This is a genomic window from Kribbella sp. NPDC056861 (assembly GCF_040687575.1).
In the GTDB taxonomy this organism is placed as follows: domain Bacteria; phylum Actinomycetota; class Actinomycetes; order Propionibacteriales; family Kribbellaceae; genus Kribbella.
Genome location: NZ_JBFBNQ010000005.1, coordinates 164,962 through 183,125, shown reverse-complemented (window position 1 = coordinate 183,125; position 18,164 = coordinate 164,962). Strand labels below are relative to the sequence as shown.

Genomic DNA, 18,164 nt, shown 5'->3' with positions numbered 1-18,164 from the left:
GAGTCCCCGTGACCCATCCGCAGCGATTCACCGGCAAGACAGTCCTGGTCACCGGAGCGGGCACCGGATTCGGCGCGGAGATCGCCGTCCGCGCGGCGCAGGAAGGCGCCGACGTCGCCGTGCACTACCGCAGCTCCCGAGCCGGCGCCGAGCGGACCGCCGAGCGGATCGAGGAGCTCGGCCGCAAGGCGTTCCTGGTGCAGGCCGATATCGCCGAGCGGGCCGAGATCGTCCGGATGGCCGACGAGGTGTGGAGCCACTTCGGCACGGTCGATGCCGTGGTCAACAATGTCGGCGACGTCGCCCGGGAGCAGATGTCGTGGCGCGACATCACCGAGGAGTCGATCGACCACGTGCTCGCGGTGGACATCAAGGGCACCTTGCTGTGCACCCACGAGTTCGGCAGCCGGCTGCTCGACCAGGGCGGCGGCGCGGTCGTGAACATCGGCTCCACCGTGGTGGTCCGCGGCAGCGCCCGCGCCCCGCAGTACGCGGCGGCGAAGTACGGGATCATCGGGCTGACCAAGTCGTACGCGCACGCCTTCGCGCCGACCGTCCGGGTGAACGTCTTCGCGCCGGGCTTCATCGAGACCGAGGCCACGCTGGGCCGGCAGGACTGGCAGTCGGGGCGGGGCGAGCAGCTACGGAGCAACACACCGCTGGGCCGGATCCCGCGGCCGGAGGAGCTGGCCGGCGCGGCACTGTTCCTGGCCACCGAGGACGCGAACCACGTCACCGGCGGCTTTCTGGTCGCGGACGGCGGTTACAACATGGTCGGCGCCTGACCGTTGGGCACACTGGGGTCAGGCTTGGCAGAGACGGGAAGAGCCATGAGTGAAAACGCAGTCAACCGCCGGGTGATCTTCACCGGCGGCCAGATGTTCGACGGCAGCGGGACGCCGAGCGTGCCCGCCGACGTGGTGATCCGGGCGAACCGGATCGAGACCGTGCTGGTCGGCGGCGGGATCGAGCCCGAGCCGGGCGACCAGGTGATCGACTGCCGCGGTACGACGGTGATGCCGGGCCTGGTCGAGTCGCACGCCCATCTCACCTTCCCGTCCGCGGTCGGCCATATCGACCCGTCCTTCAACCCACCGCTCGACGTCTCGTTCTTCCACCACCTGCCGACCCCGGACGAGCACCTGGAGCTGGCCAAACGGAACGCCAAGATCCTGCTCGACCACGGCTTCACCAGCGCGTACTCCGCTGGCTCGCTCACCCCGGTGCCGACCGAGGTCCGCCTCCGCGACGAAATCGCCGCGGGCACCACCCCCGGACCACGGATGCGCGCCGCCTCCTTCGAGCGCGACAACAACCCGGTCCAGATGGGGCCGAACGGTCCGACGCCGAAGGCCACCGGACCGGCTGCCGTCCGCGAGTTCATCGCCGCCCAGGCAGCGCTCGGCTTCGACAGCGTCAAACTGCTGATGAGCAACGACGACGTCTTCTTCGAGGGCGGCTCGATGGTCACGCAGTACAGCCAGGAAGAGGCGGCCGCCGCGGGGGAGCAGGCCCGCGAATCCGGCGTCTGGCTGAACTGCCACGCGCAGAACCCGGAATCGATCAAGCTTGCCGTCCGCAACGGCTTTCGCTCGGTCTACCACTGCTCGTACGCCGACGCGGAGGCGATCGACCTGCTGGAGGAGCACAAGGACGACGTGTTCCTGTCCCCGGCGGTCGGGATCATGTGGGCCAACATCCACGAGGGCGCGGAGTTCGGCATCGACACCGCGGTGGCCGAGAAGATCGGGTCGGTGAAGTCGCTGGACGCCATGTGCGCGCTCTACCCGGAGCTGCGCAAGCGCGGGCTGCGGGTGCTCCCCGGCGGCGACTACGGCTTCCCCAACAACCCGATCGGCCGCAACGCGCGCGACCTCGAACTCTTCGTCCGGCTCTTCGGCTACTCGCCGGCCGAGGCACTCAAAGCGACCACGTACTACGGGGGCCAGGTCCTCGACCTGCCCGTCGGCCTGCTCGCCCCCGGCTATCTCGCCGATCTGCTGGTCGTCCAGGGTGAGCCGACCGAGGACGTCACCGTGCTGCAGGACCCGGCGAACCTGCTGGCGATCATGCAGGACGGCCGGTTCCTCAAGTTGACCGAGCGACTGGCGTCGTGACTCCCGAGACCGTCGTCTACAGCGAGCCGGTTGGCGGCGGCCGGCTGGAGCTCGATCTCTGGTTGCCGACCGGAAATGGGCCCTGGGCAACGATCATCTACCTGCACGGCGGTGGATGGCGCCGGGGATCGCGCCGGGACGTCCTGCCGGTCTTCAGCGAGTCGCCGCTCTACCCGCGACTCGTCGGCGAGGGCTTCGCAGTGGCGGCGGTCGACTATCGGTTGAGTGGCGAAGCGCGGTACCCGGCGCCGCTGGACGACGTACGGGCCGCAGTGCAGTGGGTGCGTGAGCATGATGCTCTCGACGCGGACCGGATCGTGCTGTGGGGTGAGTCGGCCGGGGCGCATCTGGCCCTGCTCGCCGCGCTGGACGGCGGCGACGTGGCGGGTGTGGTCGCCTGGTTCCCGCCGACGGATCTGCTCGGGCTACCCGCTGACCTGGTGGCTGCCGGCGGTGAGGCGGACTTGAGCCCGGACAGCCGGGAGGCGCAGCTCCTCGGCGTTCCCGCGCAGGACGACCCGGAGTTGGCGCGGGCGGCCAGTCCGGTGACCTTCGCTCACCGAGGCGCGCCGCCGGTGCTCCTGCTGCACGGCAGCGCCGACGATCTGGTGCCCCCGGCCCAGAGCATCCGCCTGGCCGAGGCCCTTCGCGGGGCCGGCGGCCAGGTGGAGCTCGAACTCGTCGAAGGTGCGAAACACCTGTGGGTCGGTGCGCCGGATCCGGCTGCCCTGGTGGACCGTTCGCTGGCCTTCGTCCGGACGCTCGTCAGCTGCGAACCGTCTCGCTGATCAGGTCCAGCGCGCGGTTCACCGGTTCGACGGCCGCGGGCAGGTTGAGGAATCCGTGCAGCATCGACGCGATCCCGACATGCCGTACGTCGACGCCCGCGACCGCGAGCTGGGCGGCGAACTCCCGGCCGGACGGTGCGAGATCGTCGTACTCCGCCGTCATGATCAGCGTGCGGGTCAACCCTTCGAGAGCAGCCAGGGCCGGCATCGCATAGCCGTCGGCACGGCTGAGCGGACCGCCCAGGTAGTTCTCGGTGATCTCGAGCATCTCTTCCACGGGGTACTTGAGGATCGGGGGTAGCTCCTCCATCCGCCGGCTGTCCGTCGCCGAGAGCGGCGGCACCTGCGGATGCAGCACGGGGTAGGCGAGCACGACGTTGGCGGGCTGCCAGCCGTCGTCGTCGCGGAGCCGGAGCGTCGCACCGGTGGCGAGCGTGCCGCCGGCGCTGGCTCCGCCGATCGAGATGCGATCCCGGTCGACGCCCAGCTCGTCGGCGTTGTCCCGGGTCCACCGTGCCGCGGCCACGACATCGTCGTGCGGCACCGGGTAGCTCACCCCGCCCACGCAGAGCCGGTAGTCGACGCTCACCACGACCAGGCCGGCCCGGGCCACCAGGTCACGGGCCACCCAGTCGGCCTCCGGCATATCGAGGTCGCCCATCCGGAACGCTCCGCCGTGCATCCAGATCAGACAGTTCCGCCGATCCGCGACGTCGGCGGGGAAGTAGATCCGGATCGGCACCGGGCCGTGCGGGCCGGGGACCGTCTGCTCCCGGGTCTCGGCCAGTGGCGGCGGTCCGCCGACGGTCGGCCGGAAGAACCGGGCGGCTCGCTCGCCGTTCGCCGGGTCGGTGAGCAGCGCTGTGAACGAGTCGATGCCGTCGAGCAACGGGAACTTCGACGCCATCTCAGGATGGATCGGCAACAGGGTCACCCTTCAGGGAAGCAGTCCAGTGATCGGTCTCGAGGTTGTGGCCGAGCGGGAAGACCGGATCCGGCGTACCGCCCGGCAGGTCCTCCGGGTGCGCCTCCACCGCCGCCATCGAGCGGGGAAGCTCGAACGGGAGCCGTCCGCGCGGACGGGCCCGCCCGAACACCACATCCAGTACCGCGCCGTCGGTCGCGCCGAAATCCGCCAGCAATGCGCCGGCTCGCTCGGCCAACTCGGGTATGACGGCGGGCCGGTCGAGGAAGATCTCGATGACGGTCGGCACGGTCGCGCAGAGGTTCAGCAGCTTGTCCCGCTGATCGGCCGGCAGGTCCAGGCGGCCCTGGTGGAAGAAGGCCTCCGGCAACCGATGGGCCGGCTCATAGGGCGCGCCGATCCGGACCAGCGCCACGTCCGCGTCGCCTGGGTGGTCCACCATCTCGGCGTACCGGGCGGCGACGGCAGGATCGATGCCTTCGGTGTAGAGCCGGATTCCGCCGGACAGCGGCAGCAGGTCCGAGGGGTTGCTGAGGGCAACCATTGAGCTGCGCTGGGCGGCAGCGCCGGCCGCGACGAAGTCTGGTCGGCCGACGATGGTGACGGCGGCTTGCTCGTCGACGTACGGGTTCTCGAAGAGGCCGAGCTCGAAGAGCAGACGGAGGACCCGGCCGGCGGACTCGTCGATCCGTTGCTGACTGACCAGGCCGTCGGCGACCAAGCCGGTGATCACCTCCGGGCACCATTCGCCGCCGAACTGGTCGACGCCCGCGTCAAGCAGCAACAGGGCCCGCTCGCTCCGGTCGAGATGCTCGACACCCCAGGCGCGCGCGGGCCAGACGGTGCCGTCGGCAAGCAAGGTGTCGGTGAGCAGGCCGAAGTCGGTGCAGACGAGACCGTCGTACCCCTCGTAGCGGCGGAGCTGCCCGGCCACCACCTCGCGGTCGAAGGCGAAGCCCACCTCCGCGAGACCGGGGACGCCGAGTGGGCGACCGTAGTACGGCATGACTGCGGCGACGCCGGCATCCAGCGACGGCCGGAACTGGCTCCGGTGCAACTCGTACAGGCCGGCCGGGTAGGTCTGGTCCTTGCCCTGGGCAAAGTGTGCGTCCAGGCCACCGGTCTGCGGACCGGCGCCCGGCCAGTGCTTGACCATGCTCGCCACGGAGGTGCTGCTCAGCTTGGGTCCCTGCAGCCCTTCGACGTACGCTCCGGCCAGCCTGCCGACCAGCTCCGGGTCAGCGCCGAAGGTCCCGATCGTGCGGCCCCAGCGGGGTTCGCTGGCCAGGTCTGCCATCGGGTGCAGCGCCATCCTGATCCCGACCGCGGCGTACTCCGCGCTGACGACACGGGCGAAGTCGCGGACGGTTGCTTCATCGCCGAGAGCCCCTAAGCCAAGGGGTTCCGGCCATTGCGAGCAACCGCCGGAAGCAACCGAGGTCAGCGGATTGTGGTTGGCCGAGTGGCGCGGATCGGACGAGACCAGGATCGGGATGCCGAGCCGGGTCTGCGCTGCCAGCTCCTGCAGGCGGTTGTGCCAGCTGGCCAGTGGGCAGGCGGCAACCGGTGCCATCAGGCTCACGCAGCGCAGGTTCAGGTCGCGTATCGCCGCGGTGGTCGGTGCTGTCGGCAACGGTCCGGAGGACTGCTCGGCGAATTCGCCGTTGGGTCCGACGCCGACCGGAGCGTGGAAGAGCAGCCCGGCCTTCTCGGCTGCGGTCATCCGGCCGAGCAGATCCGCGACTCGTTCCGGCACGGGGAGCTGCGGATCCTGGTAGGGCCTCATGGTTCAACAGCTTGTCGGCAGGACCACCGTGCTGACTGGGGTTGTGCCAATCAATGGCAGGGCTGGTTGTCTACGAGCTGGACCGGGCGCCGAGTTCACGGGAGATGCTGCGGGCGGCGGTCTGGACGGCGAGGCCGAGGTGGCGGGGCTGAGCGACCCGCTTGGGGACCAGCACGCCGAGCACGCCCAGCGCGGTGTTGTCCGCGCCGAAGACCGGTGCGGCGACGGAGACGATGGTCTCGGTCTCGTCCTCGCGGCGGAAGATCGCCAGCCGCTCCCGGCGGACCTCGGCGAGCGTGCGGCGCAGTACGTCGGGCTTGATCAGCTTGTTGTCCGGCTCGCTGTAGACGGGCTTCGCGAGCAGTTCTTCCTGAATCTCCTGCGGAGCGAACGCGAGCAGCACCAGGCCGACGCCGGTCGAGTGGAGGGGGAGGCGGCCGCCGATCCGGTACTCCACCGGGGCGGCGTGATGGGAGGACAACCGCTCGATCAGCATCGCCTGCATGCCGTCCCGGACCGCGAGCTGGACGTGCTGCTTGGTGACCTCGGACAGGTCGTGCATGAACGGCAGCGCGGTCTGCCGGAGGCCATGACCACGCGGGGCGAGGGTGGCGACCTCGAGGAGGCGTAGGCCTACGCAGTACCGGCCGGAGTCGTCGCGTTCCAAGGCGCCCCAGCTGACCAGCCGCGTGGCCAGCCGCAGGGTGGAGCTGGTCGGGATCTCGGAGCGGCGGCTGAGCTCGGCCAAGGTCAGCACCCGGTGGTCGGCGTCGAACGCCGCCAGCAAGGAGAAAGCGCGGTCGACGACCGGCTCGCCGTGCAGCGGCCGGCGGCCGCGTTGCCGGACCGGCTCAGCGCTCATGACCGGAACCTTCCATTGATTGGCATTGTCGCCGACCATACCGCGCGCCGCTGTCATTCTTCCCGGCAACGCGAAAGGAGCCCGTCCATGAGTACTTCTTTCTTACCGGATGCCGGCCAGCCCGAGCCGGTGGTGCCGCCGCCGGCCGGTGATGGCGCCCCACCAGGTGGCTGGCCGAACCCCGGCACCGCCTTCCGGCTGCTGCTCGGCCTGGCCGGGATCGGCGCCGCGATGGCGAACCTCGTTCCCGCGGTGCTCACCCTGTCGATCAAGGCCTCGGCGATCGACGAGCCGCGGGCGACCACGATCGTGTCCCTGGTGGTGAGTATCAGCGCGCTCTGCTCGATGATCGCCTTCCCGGCTTTCGGGCGGCTGAGCGACCGGACCACCTCCCGGTGGGGTCGCAGGCGGCCGTTCCTGCTGCTCAGCGCGCTGCTGTTCGCGATCGGCGGCGTCGGTACCGCGGCGGCAACCGGGACCCTTGCTCTGGTGCTGGCAGCCATCGCCACCGCCGTCGGCTTCAGTGCGGCGACGGTTGCGCTGAACGCCTTGGTGGCCGACCAGTTCGAGCCGCTGCGGCGCGGTACGGTGTCGGCCGTTCTCGGTCTGAGTCTTCCGGTCGGAGTCGTGATCGGGCTGTTCCTGGCCCAGCTCGTCTCGCCACATCTCAACGCGATGATCCTGCTGCCGGCCGGCATCGGGGTGATCGGGTGCGTGCTGTTCGCCGTGCTGGTCAAGGACCAGCAGGTGACCGTCGTGGACCGTACGCCGTTCGGCCTGAGCCAGCTGGTCAGCACCTACTGGGTCAGCCCGCTGCGCAGCCCGGACTTCGCCTGGGCCTGGTTCAGCCGCTTCCTGATCTTCTTCGGCGTCGCCGCGATCCAGGCCTATCAGGCGTTCTACCTGATGCGGGTCTTCCACTACACGCCCGACAAGATCGCGGGGGTGGTGTTCCTGTCGACCCTGGTGCTGACCGGCGGCGCGCTGATCTTCGCGCCGATCGCGGGCAAGCTGTCCGACCGGACCGGCCGCCGCAAGCCGTTCGTGATCGCGGCCGCGCTGATCTTCGGCACCGGCCTGCTGCTCGCGGCGATCGCCGACTCGTTCAGCTTCTTCCTGGTGGCAGTAGCTGTGGTCGGCATCGGACAGGGCGTGTACTTCGCGGTCGACATCGCCCTGGTCACCCAGCTGCTGCCCGATCCGGCCAACCCGGCCAAGGACCTCGGCATCATGAACCTGGCCAACAACCTGCCGTCGTCGGTCGTCCCCGCCCTGGCGCCCGCGATCCTGGCGATCGGCGCCAGTGCCGCGTCCCCGCAGAACTTCCCGCTGCTGTTCGTCTGCGGCGCGGTGGCCGGTCTGCTTGGCGCCGCGCTGATCATCCCGATCGCCAAGGTCCGGTGATCCGGTCGAACTCTCCGTGATCGATCAGTGGCACAAAGTTTTCTTGGTGACGGATGTATCAGGGCTGACGTTGGTGGCTCCGACCTGTCGAGGGCCGATGCGGCGGGGGGCCGACACAAGCCCGGGGGGAGGGGCCTGACGCGGTACGTGGCGGAAGAGGGGGAACCACGTACCGCGTCGGCAGCCCGATCAGCTCAAGGCATCCGTCGGCCGGAGCACCGCGCCGACCCCGGGGATCGCCTGGGTGAGGCTGTAGCTCAGCAGCGAGTCGGCGGCCTGCCGGGCGCTCTGGCCGGTGACGGACATCCTGGCCGCGATCAGACCGGCCACCAGCGGCGTCGCGAACGACGTACCGCTCCAGCGAGCCATCCCCTGGAAGGTGCGGATTGTGCCCGTGTTCGGGCGCTCGGTGCACTTGTACTTGCCGTTGAGGTAGGCGTTGACGAGATCCTCGCCGGGCGCGTACACGTCGACCCAGGTGCCGAAGTTGCTGAACGACGCCCGGCTGTTGCCGTCGGCAGCCAATGCTCCCACCGAGACCGCCTCCGGGAACGCCGCGGGCCAGAAGTACTCACGATCGCCGTCGTTCCCGGCCGCGGCGACCAGCACCAGGCCGTTGACCCGGTTCAGCTGGGTCCGGATGAAGACGTCGAGACTGACCGCCGGCAGGTCGAACCGGGTCTTGGTGCCGGCCGACAGGCTGATGATGTCCGGGGACAGGTCCAGTACCTCGGTCAGCTTCTCGGCCAGGTCGACCTCCCACATCGCGCCGGCCCGGTCGAAGTAGGCCTTCACGACCACCTCGGTCTCGGGCGCGATCATTCGCAGTACGCCGGCGATGAAGGTGCCGTGACCGGCGTACGGCTCGATCAGCTGGGTCTGCGGGTCGTACACCTGCTCGGCATCGCCGGTGACACCGTTCAGCCACGGTGCCTGCGGCGCGTCCGTCCAGCCGACGTCCAGCACGACCACCTTGACCCCGCGGCCGGTCGCGTTGCCGTCGCCCTTCGGTGTCGGCTCGGCGTCGGCAGGGACCTCTTCCGGCTCGGTCGCCGGACACGGGCTGACGCTGGGGGAGACGAAGAACAGATGCTCCGGCGTGACGACGCCGACCCCGAGCCGGCGGTCGGCGTACCGGAGGAAGCGCTGGGTGTCGGTGTTGGCCCGCGGAGCCTGGTCGGGCACCTTGCGGGGCAGGTCCAGCCGGGTCACCCCGCCGATTCCGCCGTCGTGCGGGGTGCCGCCGCCGAACAGTTCCAGGACCCGTGGCAGATCCTCGTCCCGGACCACCACCGAGCCGGCCCGGTACAGATAATCCACCCCCGCCGTGCGCCACTCCGGCGGCTGGATCTCCAGCTCCTCGCCGAACGCCTTGACCAGCAGGTCGACCTGGTCGATGAACTTGTCCCGCGGATCCTTCGGATTGCCGTTTTCGTCGGGAACCTTGTCGTCTGACACTAATTTCCTCCCCTGAAGACCACTGGAACCCCGGATGGGCCAGTTAGCCTGTCACTCTGCCGACAACCGGGGATGGTGTCGAGGTGACGATGGCGCCGGACGAGTTGCTGACGCTGGCTTTGTCGCGCCCGCACGACGCGATCACGGGAGCCCAGCGACTGCTCGCGACCGAACCGTCACCGTGGGCTGCGTCGATCGCCCACCAGGCCTATGGGATCGGTCTGCGCCAGTTGGGTGACATCGATGCCGCAATCCGCGAACTTCGGCTCGCCGTCCGGCTGGGAGAGCAGTCCGGCGACCAGCAGCGTGAGCTCGACGCGTCGGCCACGCTCGGCGCGACTCTGGGCCGCGCGGGCCAGGGCAAGCAGGGACTCGCTTTCCTCGACCGCGCAGTCGCGGGCAGCACCGGGGCCTTCGCCGGCCGGGTGCTGATCCGGCGGGCCGACATCCTGCTGGTGCTCGGCCGGCATGAGGAAGCGCTGGAGGATCTTCGCAACGCCGTCAGCCGGCTCCGGAACGCCAACGATCTGGTGTGGGAGGCCCGCTCACGGAACTACCGCGGTTTCGTCTACCTGACGCTGGGCCGGACGCGGCAGGCCGACGCGGACTTCGTCGTGGCCGAGCGGCTGTACGCCGAGGCCGGGCAGGCGTTCGAGTTCGCCGAGGTCCGGCAGAACAGAGGGCTGGTCGCCTTCGCCCAAGGGAATCTGCCGCTCGCGCTGGAGTATCTCGGCGGGGCGGGAGACCGCTTCGAGGCGCTGGGCGTGGCCTGGCCCGATCTGGCGATCGACCGCTGCGGCGTGCTGCTGGCGGCCGGGCTGATCAGTGAGGCGCAGGAGGAGGCTGCCCGGGCGGTCGCCCAGATGGAGAAGGACGGCGGGCAGCCGACGAAGAAGGCCGAGCTGTTGTTCGCGGCGGCCAAGGTCGCGCTGGTCGCAGCTGATCCGGTGACCGCGCGGGAGCGAGCGGAGGAGGCGCGTCGGCTCTTCTCCGCGCAGCGTCGGCCGTGGTGGTCCGCGAGGGCGACGATGGTCCAGCTAGAGGCTCGCTACCAGGCCGGCGAGGGTGGTCCGCAGTTGCTGCGCCGGGTGACCGAGACAGCGACCCGGCTGGATCAGCTCGGCGCCGCGGAGGCGCCCGCTGCTCATCTGCTGGCAGGACGGCTTGCGCTCGCCGAAGGACGCGGGGTGACGGCCGATCGCCAGCTGGAACAAGCGGCTAAGTCGAATCGTGGTGCGCCGCCGCTGGCTCGTGCGCTTTCCCTGCTGGGCAAGGCATTGCGGTCCGAGGCTCGGGGCGACATCAGTGGGATGCTCGCAGCCTGCAGTCGTGGACTCGACGTGCTGGACGAGCATCGGCTGATGATGGGCGCCACCGAGTTACGGGCCAGAGCAACGGCTCATGGTGCCGAGTTGGCGAGACTCGCGCTGCGCGACGCAGTACGGCGTACTGATCCGGAGCGGTTGCTGATCTGCAGCGAGCGCTGGCGTGCCACTGCGTTCGCGGCCGAGGCGACCGGCGCTCCAGGCGACACCCAGCTCGATGCCGACCTGGCGGCCTTGCGGGAAATCGTCCGGCGGGCGGAGCGGCTGTCGCTCGACTCCCCGGCCACTGTTGCGCTCGAGCGCGACCGGCGACGCCTGGAGCAGGCCATCCGGTCACGCACGTTGGAGGCTCGGGGTGCTGGACCGGCCACCCGGACGGAGTTCAACCTCGACCAACTGGTGACGGAGCTCGGCGACACCACGTTGGTCGAGCTGGTCGAGGTCGACGACGTCCTGTCCGCGATCGTCGTGCGCGACGGCCGGATCAGGCTGCACGAGGTTGGGCCGTTGTCGGACGCGTCGTTCGAGGTCGAGCGGGCACGGTTCCGCCTGCGGTGGCTGGCGCGTGGTCGTCCGCTGACTGGGCCAGGGCTGGACGTGATCGGCGAGCGACTCTCCGCGGCGGTGCTCGGCGACGCGGCGGCAGACCTCGGTGACGGGCCGGTGGTCGTCGTACCGCCGGGTCGGTTGCAGGCGTTGCCGTGGCAGCTGCTTCCGCCGCTGGCTGATCGGGCGGTCAGCATCGCGCCGTCGTCGGCGATGTGGATGCGGGCTCGCAGACTGCAGCCGCCGGCAGAGCGGAAGGTCGCGTTGGTGCTCGGACCTGGCCTGACCGCCGGGTATTCCGAGATCCCGCTGCTGGCCGAGCGATATCCGGCCGCCACCGTGCTGAGCGGGGGAGCAGCCACCGCCGACGCCGTACTGCGTGCGCTGGACGGCGCGTGGCTCGCGCACATCGCGGCGCACGGGACGTTCCGGTCGGACAGCCCGCTGTTCTCGTCGCTGCAGCTGGATGACGGTCCGCTCACCGTGTACGACCTCGAGCGGCTGCAGCGGGCGCCGTACCGGATGGTGTTGTCCAGTTGCGATTCCGGGCTGGCGAAGCCGGTCGGCGCCGACGAGTTGCTCGGACTCACCAGCAGCCTGCTGCCGCTGGGGGCCGCCGGGATCCTGGCGAGTGTGGTGCCGGTGAGCGATCAGGCTGCGGTGCCGCTGATGACCGCAGTCCACGACAGGCTGGCGAAGGGCCAGTCGCTGGCCGAGGCGTTGGCCGGTGCGCGGGCCGAAGGCGGCGATGATCCGCTGGCCGTGGCGACCGCTGCATCCTTCGTGGTGCTGGGAGTATGAGGCCGGATGTATCACCAGGCTGATTGCGGGCTCCGTTGTGGTAGGACGTTCCCGCTATCGACGAAGGAGACACGGTATGCGCGATGACCCGACCGTGATCCGGATGGTCGAGGGGGCTCGCGACGGTGACAAGGGAGCTTGGGACGAACTGGTCGAGCGGTACGCGCCGCTGGTCTGGTCCGTGGCCAGGCGGTTCCGGTTGCCGGCCGCGGACGTCGACGACGTCGGCCAGACGGTGTGGTTGCTGCTGATCGAGCGACTGCCCGAGCTGCGGGAGCCGGCCGCGTTGCCGGGCTGGATCGTGACGACCACCCAGCGGGAGTGTCTGCGCCTGATGCGCTTCGGACGGCGTACCGAACCTACGGATCCAGCGGACGTGCCGCCGGATCCGTCGGACGGTGTGCGTCCGGTCGACGAGGAACTGCTCGCCCACGAACGCCATGAGGCGGTCCGGGGCGGGTTCGCGCAACTGACGCCGCGGTGTCAGTCGCTGTTGTCGATGCTGGTGGACGATCCACCGGCGTCGTACACGGAGATCAGTCAGAAACTCAACATGCCGGTCGGAAGTATCGGGCCCAACCGGGCCCGCTGCCTGGGGCGACTGCGACAGACACCGGCGCTCGCCGAGCTGATCGGAACCCAGCAAGACCAGACCGCACAGCCGGAAGGAGGTGGGCAGCGTGGACGTCCAGTGGTGGATCGATGACGATGAACTGCTCGAAGTACTAGACGAGGCAATGAGAACGACCAGGGAGATGCCGGCCGCCTTCGTCGCCGCCGGCAAGGCGGCGTACGCGTGGCGGACGATCGATGCCGAGCTGGCCGCGCTCACCTTCGACTCCAAGTGGGAGGAGCTCGCGCTGACCCGGACCGAGAGTGCGGAGCTGCGCACCCTCACGTTCGCGACCGACGGGCTGACGATCGAGCTGGAGCTGACGCCGCACGAAGTGCTCGGCCAGCTCAGCCCGCCGCAGGCCGGCACCGTCCGGCTGGCGTCCGACGGTGACGCGGTCGGCACCCTGCCGATCGACGACCTCGGCTTCTTCATCGTCCGGCCGGTTCCGCGGCATCCGTTCCGGGTGGTCTGCGAGACGGCTTCGGGCGTCACCGTGCTGACGGGGTGGATCTCGCCCTAGCCGGTGTCACAGATCGCGGCAGCGTCCGGTCTTGTCTGTAGTGGACACACCGAATCTGCCGCGAGGTGACTGATGACAAGTACTGGTCCGCGGGCGACCATCGCGTTCCTCAACATCGCCATGCACGGCCGGGTGAACCCGACCCTGCCGATCGTCGCCGAACTCGTTCGGCGCGGCCACGCCGTCAGCTACCACACCTCGCCGGCGTTCCGGGCCGAGGTGGAGGCCGCCGGGGCGACGGCCCACCTGTACGGCGGTGGCGAGCAGTCGCTGCCCGATCCGCCGACGCCGGTGTCGTTGCTGGAAGGGCTCGCGCGCACCGCAGTACGGGTGATGCCGTCGCTGCTCGAGGATCTGCGCGAGGTCCGGCCGGATCTGATCGTCCACGACTCCGCTTGTCTGTGGGGCCCTGTTGCCGCCCGGGAGCTCGGAGTCCCGGCGGCGTCGTCGTTCACCACCTTCGCCTTCAACGACCTGGCGCCGAGTCCGACCGGGTTGTCCAAGGAGCTGGTGCTCGCCGCGGCGGCACATCCCGCCAACGTCAAGGGCTATGTCCAGGCCCGTTGGGAGCTGCATCGCGGGTACGACGCGCGGCACGTCCCGGTAGTTGACCTAGGCAACATTCGCCAGCCGCTCAACCTGGTCTACACCTCACCGGAGTTCCAGCCCGGCGCGGCGGAGTTCGACGGTTCCTACCGTTTCGTCGGCCCGAGCATCGGCGCCCGGCCGGCCGATCCGGCGTTCCCGCTCAACCGCCTGCGGGACCCGGTGCTGTACGTCAGCGAGGCTGACCATGTCGCTAGTCATCGTGCTGGTGCTGATCGCCGGCCTGTCGGAGGCTGCCGGTCGCGTGCTGCCGCTGGTCTCTCGCCGACCTGGGATGTCGCGACCCGTCGTGGTGGGGCTGTTGCTGACCGGCATGCTGGTCGAGAGTGCCGTCATCGCATCGTGGCCGTGGATCGCCTGGCGACTTGCCGATCTGGTCCCGTCGACTCCTGTCTCCGGCAGCGGCGACTTGGTGTGGACGCCGGCTCTGGTTGCCCCGCTCGTGTTGGCCGGCGTACTCGCGTTTCCGTGGCTCGGGCCGTTGCTGCACTTCCTGCTCCTCGCCGCGGTCGGCGCCGGTCTCGCGGGTCACCTCGCGACGGTTGGCGGATTGGGGTGGTGGATCGCGGTGGCGTACGTCGCTGTCGCGGGTTTCGGTCTCGCGTTCGCTGTTGACGTCGTACGACGCGTGGTGGCGCGGACGCTCTCCATCGGAGTACTGGAGCCGGTCCGATGAACGGCATCCTGGTGTGGTTCGGCGGTCTCGGATTGGTGCTGATCGTGGAGGGTCTGCTGGCCCGGTACGAGCTTCTCGCCTACAGCGTCGGCTGGCGATCCCCGACGACCGACCTGCCTGACGGCCTGCCGTACGCGCGGGGCGCGGCGCCTGATCGACCGCCGGCCGCGTATCTGGTCTACCTGGACGGCATCGGCAAACGCCAGTTCCGCGACACCCGGGACGGCGGCCAGCTGGTGCGGGCCGTGATTGCCGGTGCACCGGAGTTGCGGGTTCTGGGCAGGTGCAGCCGTACTCGCCGCTCGTCGATCCGTTGGCAACCCGGCCGGTCTGGGCGTGGTTGCGGCGGCGAGCCGGGTTGCTGCTGTTCCTGCACAACGTGATGCAGACCTTCGTGGCGGCCGATCGGCGCTACCGGCCGCTCTACAACCGGGCCGTCGGCAACCAGATCGTCGTCCAGCTGCGCTTGGCCGGCTATCAGGCGGACAGCCGGATCCCGGTCGTGCTGCTCAGCTACAGCGGCGGCGCGCAGGTCGCCACCGGGGCTGTCGAAGAGCTTCATCGTCAACTGCGAGCCCCGGTCCTGGTGCTCATGCTCGGCGGATTTCACAACGGCGCCAATGACCTGACCCATGCCGAGCACGTCTACCAGCTCACCAGCGCGAGCGACCGGATCGAGCGGGTCGGTCGATGGATCTTCCCGCAGCGATGGAGATTGCTCTGGCGCAGTGGCTGGAACCGCGCAGTACGGGCCGGCAAGGTCAGCGCGCATCCACTCGACCCGTCGACGCACGTCGGACCGCGAAGCTACATCAGCCCGACCGCGCTGCTACTCGACGGCCGGAGTCACCTCGACCGAACCACCGAGACAGTGATCGAGATCGTCCGCGAGTACCGCGTGGTCACGGCCAGCACGTGGGATACCCAGCCGTAGCGCACGCATTCCTCACGGATCGGTCGTGACGCCAGGCACTACGCCACGCGCCCGAACGGCCACACCATGTGACGACGGACAAATCATGGTGGGAGGCGAGATGGAACAGTACGAGCTCTACTGCCTGGCTGATCGGCTGTTCTACGACACCCCGGCCAACCGCGGCGCGGAGGTGCCGGACTTCGCGGCCTGCGCCCGGGCCGTCCCCAGCGGCTGGGAGCACGTGGCCGGCGAGGTCTGGATGAACTACGCGCCGGCCGGGCTGCGGCTTCCGCAGCAGGGCTGGAAGATCCACGTGTCGGCCGGTCTCGACGATGCCGAGCAGGCGATCGCGGCGATCTGGGAGTACTGCGTACCGCGTGGTCTGGCCTTCAAGTTCCTGCGCAGCAAGCCGGTCGCGGTGATGCTCAACTCGAAGTCCGCCGCCCGCGGCTCCAGCGGCAAGCTGGTCACCATCTACCCGACCGACGAGGCCCAGTTCGAGCTGGTGCTGAAGGAGCTCGACACCCTGCTCGCGGGGATCCGGGGTCCGTACATCCTCAGCGATCTGCGGTACGCCGACGGCCCGCTCTTCGTCCGGTACGGCGCGTTCGTCACCCGCTACTGCCTCTCGGACAGCGGCGAGCGGGTCTACGCCCTCGCCGACGCCGAAGGCCGGCTGGTGCCCGACGTCCGCGGCCCGACGTTCTCGATTCCGTCCTGGGTGACACTGCCGCCCTTCCTGGAACCACACCTGACGGCCCGGAACGCGGTGACCACCAATGAGCTGGCGTACCTGATCGAGAGCGTGATCCAGTTCTCCAACGGCGGTGGCGTGTACCTCGGGCGCCGTCGCGACAGCGAGACCAAGGTCGTCCTGAAGGAAGGACGCCCGCTGGCCGGACTCGACGTCATCGGACGGGATGCGGTGACGAGGGTCGGCCACGAGCGGGACATCCTGCAGCGGCTGGCCGGGCTGGACGTCGTACCGGCGGTGCACGACTACTTCGTGCTCGGCGACCATCACTTCCTGGTCGAGGAGTTCGTCGACTCCAATCCGCTGCAGCGGTTGATCGGCCGGCAGTACCCGCTGACCAGACCGGACTCGACCACCGGCGAGCGAGCGGAGTACGCCGAATGGGCGCTCACGATGCTCGCCGAGGTCGAGCGAGCGGTCGCGGCGCTGCACGAGCGCGGCGTGGTGTTCAACGACATCCACCCCGGCAACGTCCTGGTCGACGGGGACGGCCGGCTGGTCCTGATCGACTTCGAGGTGGCGACGCTGGCCACCGAGCAGGCGCGTTCGGCGCTGGCCCACCCCGGCTACGCGGCCCCAGGTGATCGCCAGGGGGTCGACGTGGACCGCTACGCGCTGGCCTGCCTGGCGCTCGGCCTGTTCGCGCCGCAGTCCACCATGTTGCTGCACTTCCACCCACAGAAGGCGTACCAGCTGGCCGATCTGGTCAGCTCCACCTTCTCGGTGCCGAGGGCAACCTTCGACGCGGCGGTCAGCACGATCGTCGGCGACCGGCTGGTCCAGCAGGACGATCCGCCGATGCCCGGCAGAGCGTCGTGGCCGTTGGTGCGGGAGGCGATCACCACCGCGATCGTGGCCAGCGCTACGCCGGAGCGGAACGATCGGCTGTTCCCGGGAGACATTGCCCAGTTCGAGCCCGGTGGTGGCGTCAATCTCGCCCACGGGGCGGCCGGGGTTCTCTACGCGTTGGCGCGATCGGGGGCCGGCCGCTTCCCGGAGTACGAGGACTGGCTGCGCAAGCACGCGCAGGATCCGGCGATCGGCCCGGGGCTCTACAGCGGACTGCACGGCATCGCCTTGGTGCTGACCGAGCTCGGCTGTCACCAGGACGCCCTCGACATCATCGACCGTTCCCTACAGCAACCTGTAGACGTACAAGAGCTCGGCCTGTACTCCGGCCTGGCCGGGATCGGCCTCAACCTCCTCGAGTACGCCGCCGAGCCGGCCGTCCTGGCGGCCGCGACGCGGGTCATCGACCAGGTCGCGGATCGCCTCGGTGGACCGGACGACGTCGCGGAGCTCAGCGGCGAAGGACGCCCGCGAGCCGGCCTGATGTACGGGTCCTCCGGTCCCGCGCTGCTGTTCCTCCAGGCCTACGAGCGTTCCGGCGACACCGGCCTGCTCGACCTCGCGCGGATCGCTCTCCAGCAGGACCTGCGCCGCTGCTCGACCGACGACCACGGCATGCTGCAGGTCAACCAGGGCTGGCGCACCTTGCCCTATCTCGAAGAGGGATCGGTCGGCATCGCGCTGGTGCTCGACCGTTACCTGCGGCACCGCCCGGACGACGAACTGGCGCCCGCCCTCGAAGCCCTCCGCAGGGTCACCCACTGCGGGTACTTCGTCCAGCCCGGCCTGTTCATGGGACGAGCCGGCCTCCTGCTCGCCGCGACCCAGCTCGACCCGGACGTCAACGATCAGCTGATCGCTGGTCTCGCCTGGCACGCCCTCCCGTACGCCGATGGCCTGGCGTTCCCCGGCAACCAACTGCTTCGCCTGTCGATGGATCTCGCGACCGGCTCGGCCGGCATCCTGCTGGCCCTCGGGGCCGCGCTGCACGAGCAGCCGGTGGCCCTCCCGTTCTTCGGACGCATCCCGTCGTCCGGACCCTTCGAGCCACGGAAGGAGGTGTAGAAAAATGGCACTTCTCGACCTGCAGGGTCTCGACGCCCCGACTGGCGGCGGCGGACACGGCGGTGGCGGCAGCACGCTGACCGTCCTGGGCTGCGCGTCCCAGACTCCGAGCAACATCAGCCTGGTGCTCTGCCACTAGGCCCCTGAGGT

General features: G+C 69.7%; 16 protein-coding genes. 12 read left to right on the top strand and 4 right to left on the bottom strand.

Annotated elements, in window-relative coordinates:
• Positions 1-8: 8 nt before the first annotated feature.
• The 3 genes from AB0P21_RS25205 to AB0P21_RS25195 are packed head-to-tail and all read left to right on the top strand — an operon-like array spanning position 9 to position 2,905.
• The gene (locus AB0P21_RS25205) at positions 9-785 is read left to right on the top strand and encodes an SDR family oxidoreductase (RefSeq protein ID WP_363699632.1); all 777 of its coding nucleotides are present in this window, start codon (positions 9-11) and stop codon (positions 783-785) included.
• A 45-nt stretch (positions 786-830) separates the two neighbouring features.
• Positions 831-2,117, top strand: coding sequence for an amidohydrolase family protein (locus tag AB0P21_RS25200; protein ID WP_363699631.1), 1,287 nt, complete (start codon positions 831-833; stop codon positions 2,115-2,117).
• Positions 2,114-2,905: an alpha/beta hydrolase gene (locus AB0P21_RS25195; protein ID WP_363699630.1), complete on the top strand. Its 792-nt coding sequence runs from the start codon at positions 2,114-2,116 to the stop codon at positions 2,903-2,905. The genes AB0P21_RS25200 and AB0P21_RS25195 overlap by 4 nt, the downstream gene beginning before the upstream one ends.
• Here AB0P21_RS25195 and AB0P21_RS25190 read toward each other — a convergent pair.
• The 3 genes from AB0P21_RS25190 to AB0P21_RS25180 all read right to left on the bottom strand — a co-directional run bounded on the left by AB0P21_RS25190 (position 2,883) and on the right by AB0P21_RS25180 (position 6,478).
• Positions 2,883-3,830 carry an alpha/beta hydrolase gene (locus tag AB0P21_RS25190; protein ID WP_363699629.1) on the bottom strand — a complete coding sequence of 316 codons (948 nt, stop codon included), beginning with the start codon at positions 3,828-3,830 and terminating at the stop codon, positions 2,883-2,885. The genes AB0P21_RS25195 and AB0P21_RS25190 overlap by 23 nt on opposite strands.
• Positions 3,814-5,616 carry a glycoside hydrolase family 3 N-terminal domain-containing protein gene (locus AB0P21_RS25185; protein WP_363699628.1) on the bottom strand — a complete coding sequence of 601 codons (1,803 nt, stop codon included), beginning with the start codon at positions 5,614-5,616 and terminating at the stop codon, positions 3,814-3,816. Before AB0P21_RS25185 ends, AB0P21_RS25190 begins: the two co-directional genes overlap by 17 nt.
• A 70-nt stretch (positions 5,617-5,686) precedes the next feature.
• Positions 5,687-6,478: an IclR family transcriptional regulator gene (locus tag AB0P21_RS25180; protein WP_363699627.1), complete on the bottom strand. Its 792-nt coding sequence runs from the start codon at positions 6,476-6,478 to the stop codon at positions 5,687-5,689.
• An 87-nt stretch (positions 6,479-6,565) separates the two neighbouring features.
• Here AB0P21_RS25180 and AB0P21_RS25175 point away from each other — a divergent pair, with 87 nt between their 5' ends.
• Positions 6,566-7,882: an MFS transporter gene (locus tag AB0P21_RS25175; protein ID WP_363699626.1), complete on the top strand. Its 1,317-nt coding sequence runs from the start codon at positions 6,566-6,568 to the stop codon at positions 7,880-7,882.
• A gap of 189 nt (positions 7,883-8,071) precedes the next feature.
• On the opposite strand, the gene AB0P21_RS25170 is transcribed toward AB0P21_RS25175, so the two are convergent.
• Entirely contained in the window at positions 8,072-9,340 is a 1,269-nt protein-coding gene (locus AB0P21_RS25170; RefSeq protein ID WP_363699625.1) for a S8 family serine peptidase, read from the bottom strand.
• A gap of 89 nt (positions 9,341-9,429) precedes the next feature.
• On the opposite strand from AB0P21_RS25170, the gene AB0P21_RS25165 reads away from it, so the two are divergent.
• From AB0P21_RS25165 to AB0P21_RS25130, 8 genes are all read left to right on the top strand, one after another.
• Positions 9,430-12,012 carry a CHAT domain-containing protein gene (locus AB0P21_RS25165; protein WP_363700223.1) on the top strand — a complete coding sequence of 861 codons (2,583 nt, stop codon included), beginning with the start codon at positions 9,430-9,432 and terminating at the stop codon, positions 12,010-12,012.
• Positions 12,013-12,088: 76 nt separating this feature from the next.
• On the top strand, positions 12,089-12,718 hold the full coding sequence (locus tag AB0P21_RS25160) for a sigma-70 family RNA polymerase sigma factor (protein ID WP_363699624.1): 630 nt from the start codon (positions 12,089-12,091) through the stop codon (positions 12,716-12,718).
• Entirely contained in the window at positions 12,693-13,148 is a 456-nt protein-coding gene (locus tag AB0P21_RS25155) for a hypothetical protein (protein ID WP_363699623.1), read from the top strand. Before AB0P21_RS25160 ends, AB0P21_RS25155 begins: the two co-directional genes overlap by 26 nt.
• A gap of 72 nt (positions 13,149-13,220) precedes the next feature.
• Positions 13,221-14,369: a hypothetical protein gene (locus tag AB0P21_RS25150; protein WP_363699622.1), complete on the top strand. Its 1,149-nt coding sequence runs from the start codon at positions 13,221-13,223 to the stop codon at positions 14,367-14,369.
• 57 nt (positions 14,370-14,426) lie between these two features.
• Positions 14,427-14,813, top strand: coding sequence for a hypothetical protein (locus AB0P21_RS25145; RefSeq protein ID WP_363699621.1), 387 nt, complete (start codon positions 14,427-14,429; stop codon positions 14,811-14,813).
• Positions 14,714-15,364 carry a hypothetical protein gene (locus AB0P21_RS25140; RefSeq protein ID WP_363699620.1) on the top strand — a complete coding sequence of 217 codons (651 nt, stop codon included), beginning with the start codon at positions 14,714-14,716 and terminating at the stop codon, positions 15,362-15,364. The genes AB0P21_RS25145 and AB0P21_RS25140 overlap by 100 nt, the downstream gene beginning before the upstream one ends.
• A 100-nt stretch (positions 15,365-15,464) precedes the next feature.
• Positions 15,465-18,014 carry a class III lanthionine synthetase LanKC gene (lanKC, locus tag AB0P21_RS25135; RefSeq protein WP_363699619.1) on the top strand — a complete coding sequence of 850 codons (2,550 nt, stop codon included), beginning with the start codon at positions 15,465-15,467 and terminating at the stop codon, positions 18,012-18,014.
• Between the two features lie 4 nt (positions 18,015-18,018).
• Positions 18,019-18,153, top strand: a complete 135-nt coding sequence (locus AB0P21_RS25130) for a SapB/AmfS family lanthipeptide (protein WP_363699618.1) — start codon at positions 18,019-18,021, stop codon at positions 18,151-18,153.
• The last annotated feature ends 11 nt before the right edge of the window (positions 18,154-18,164 follow it).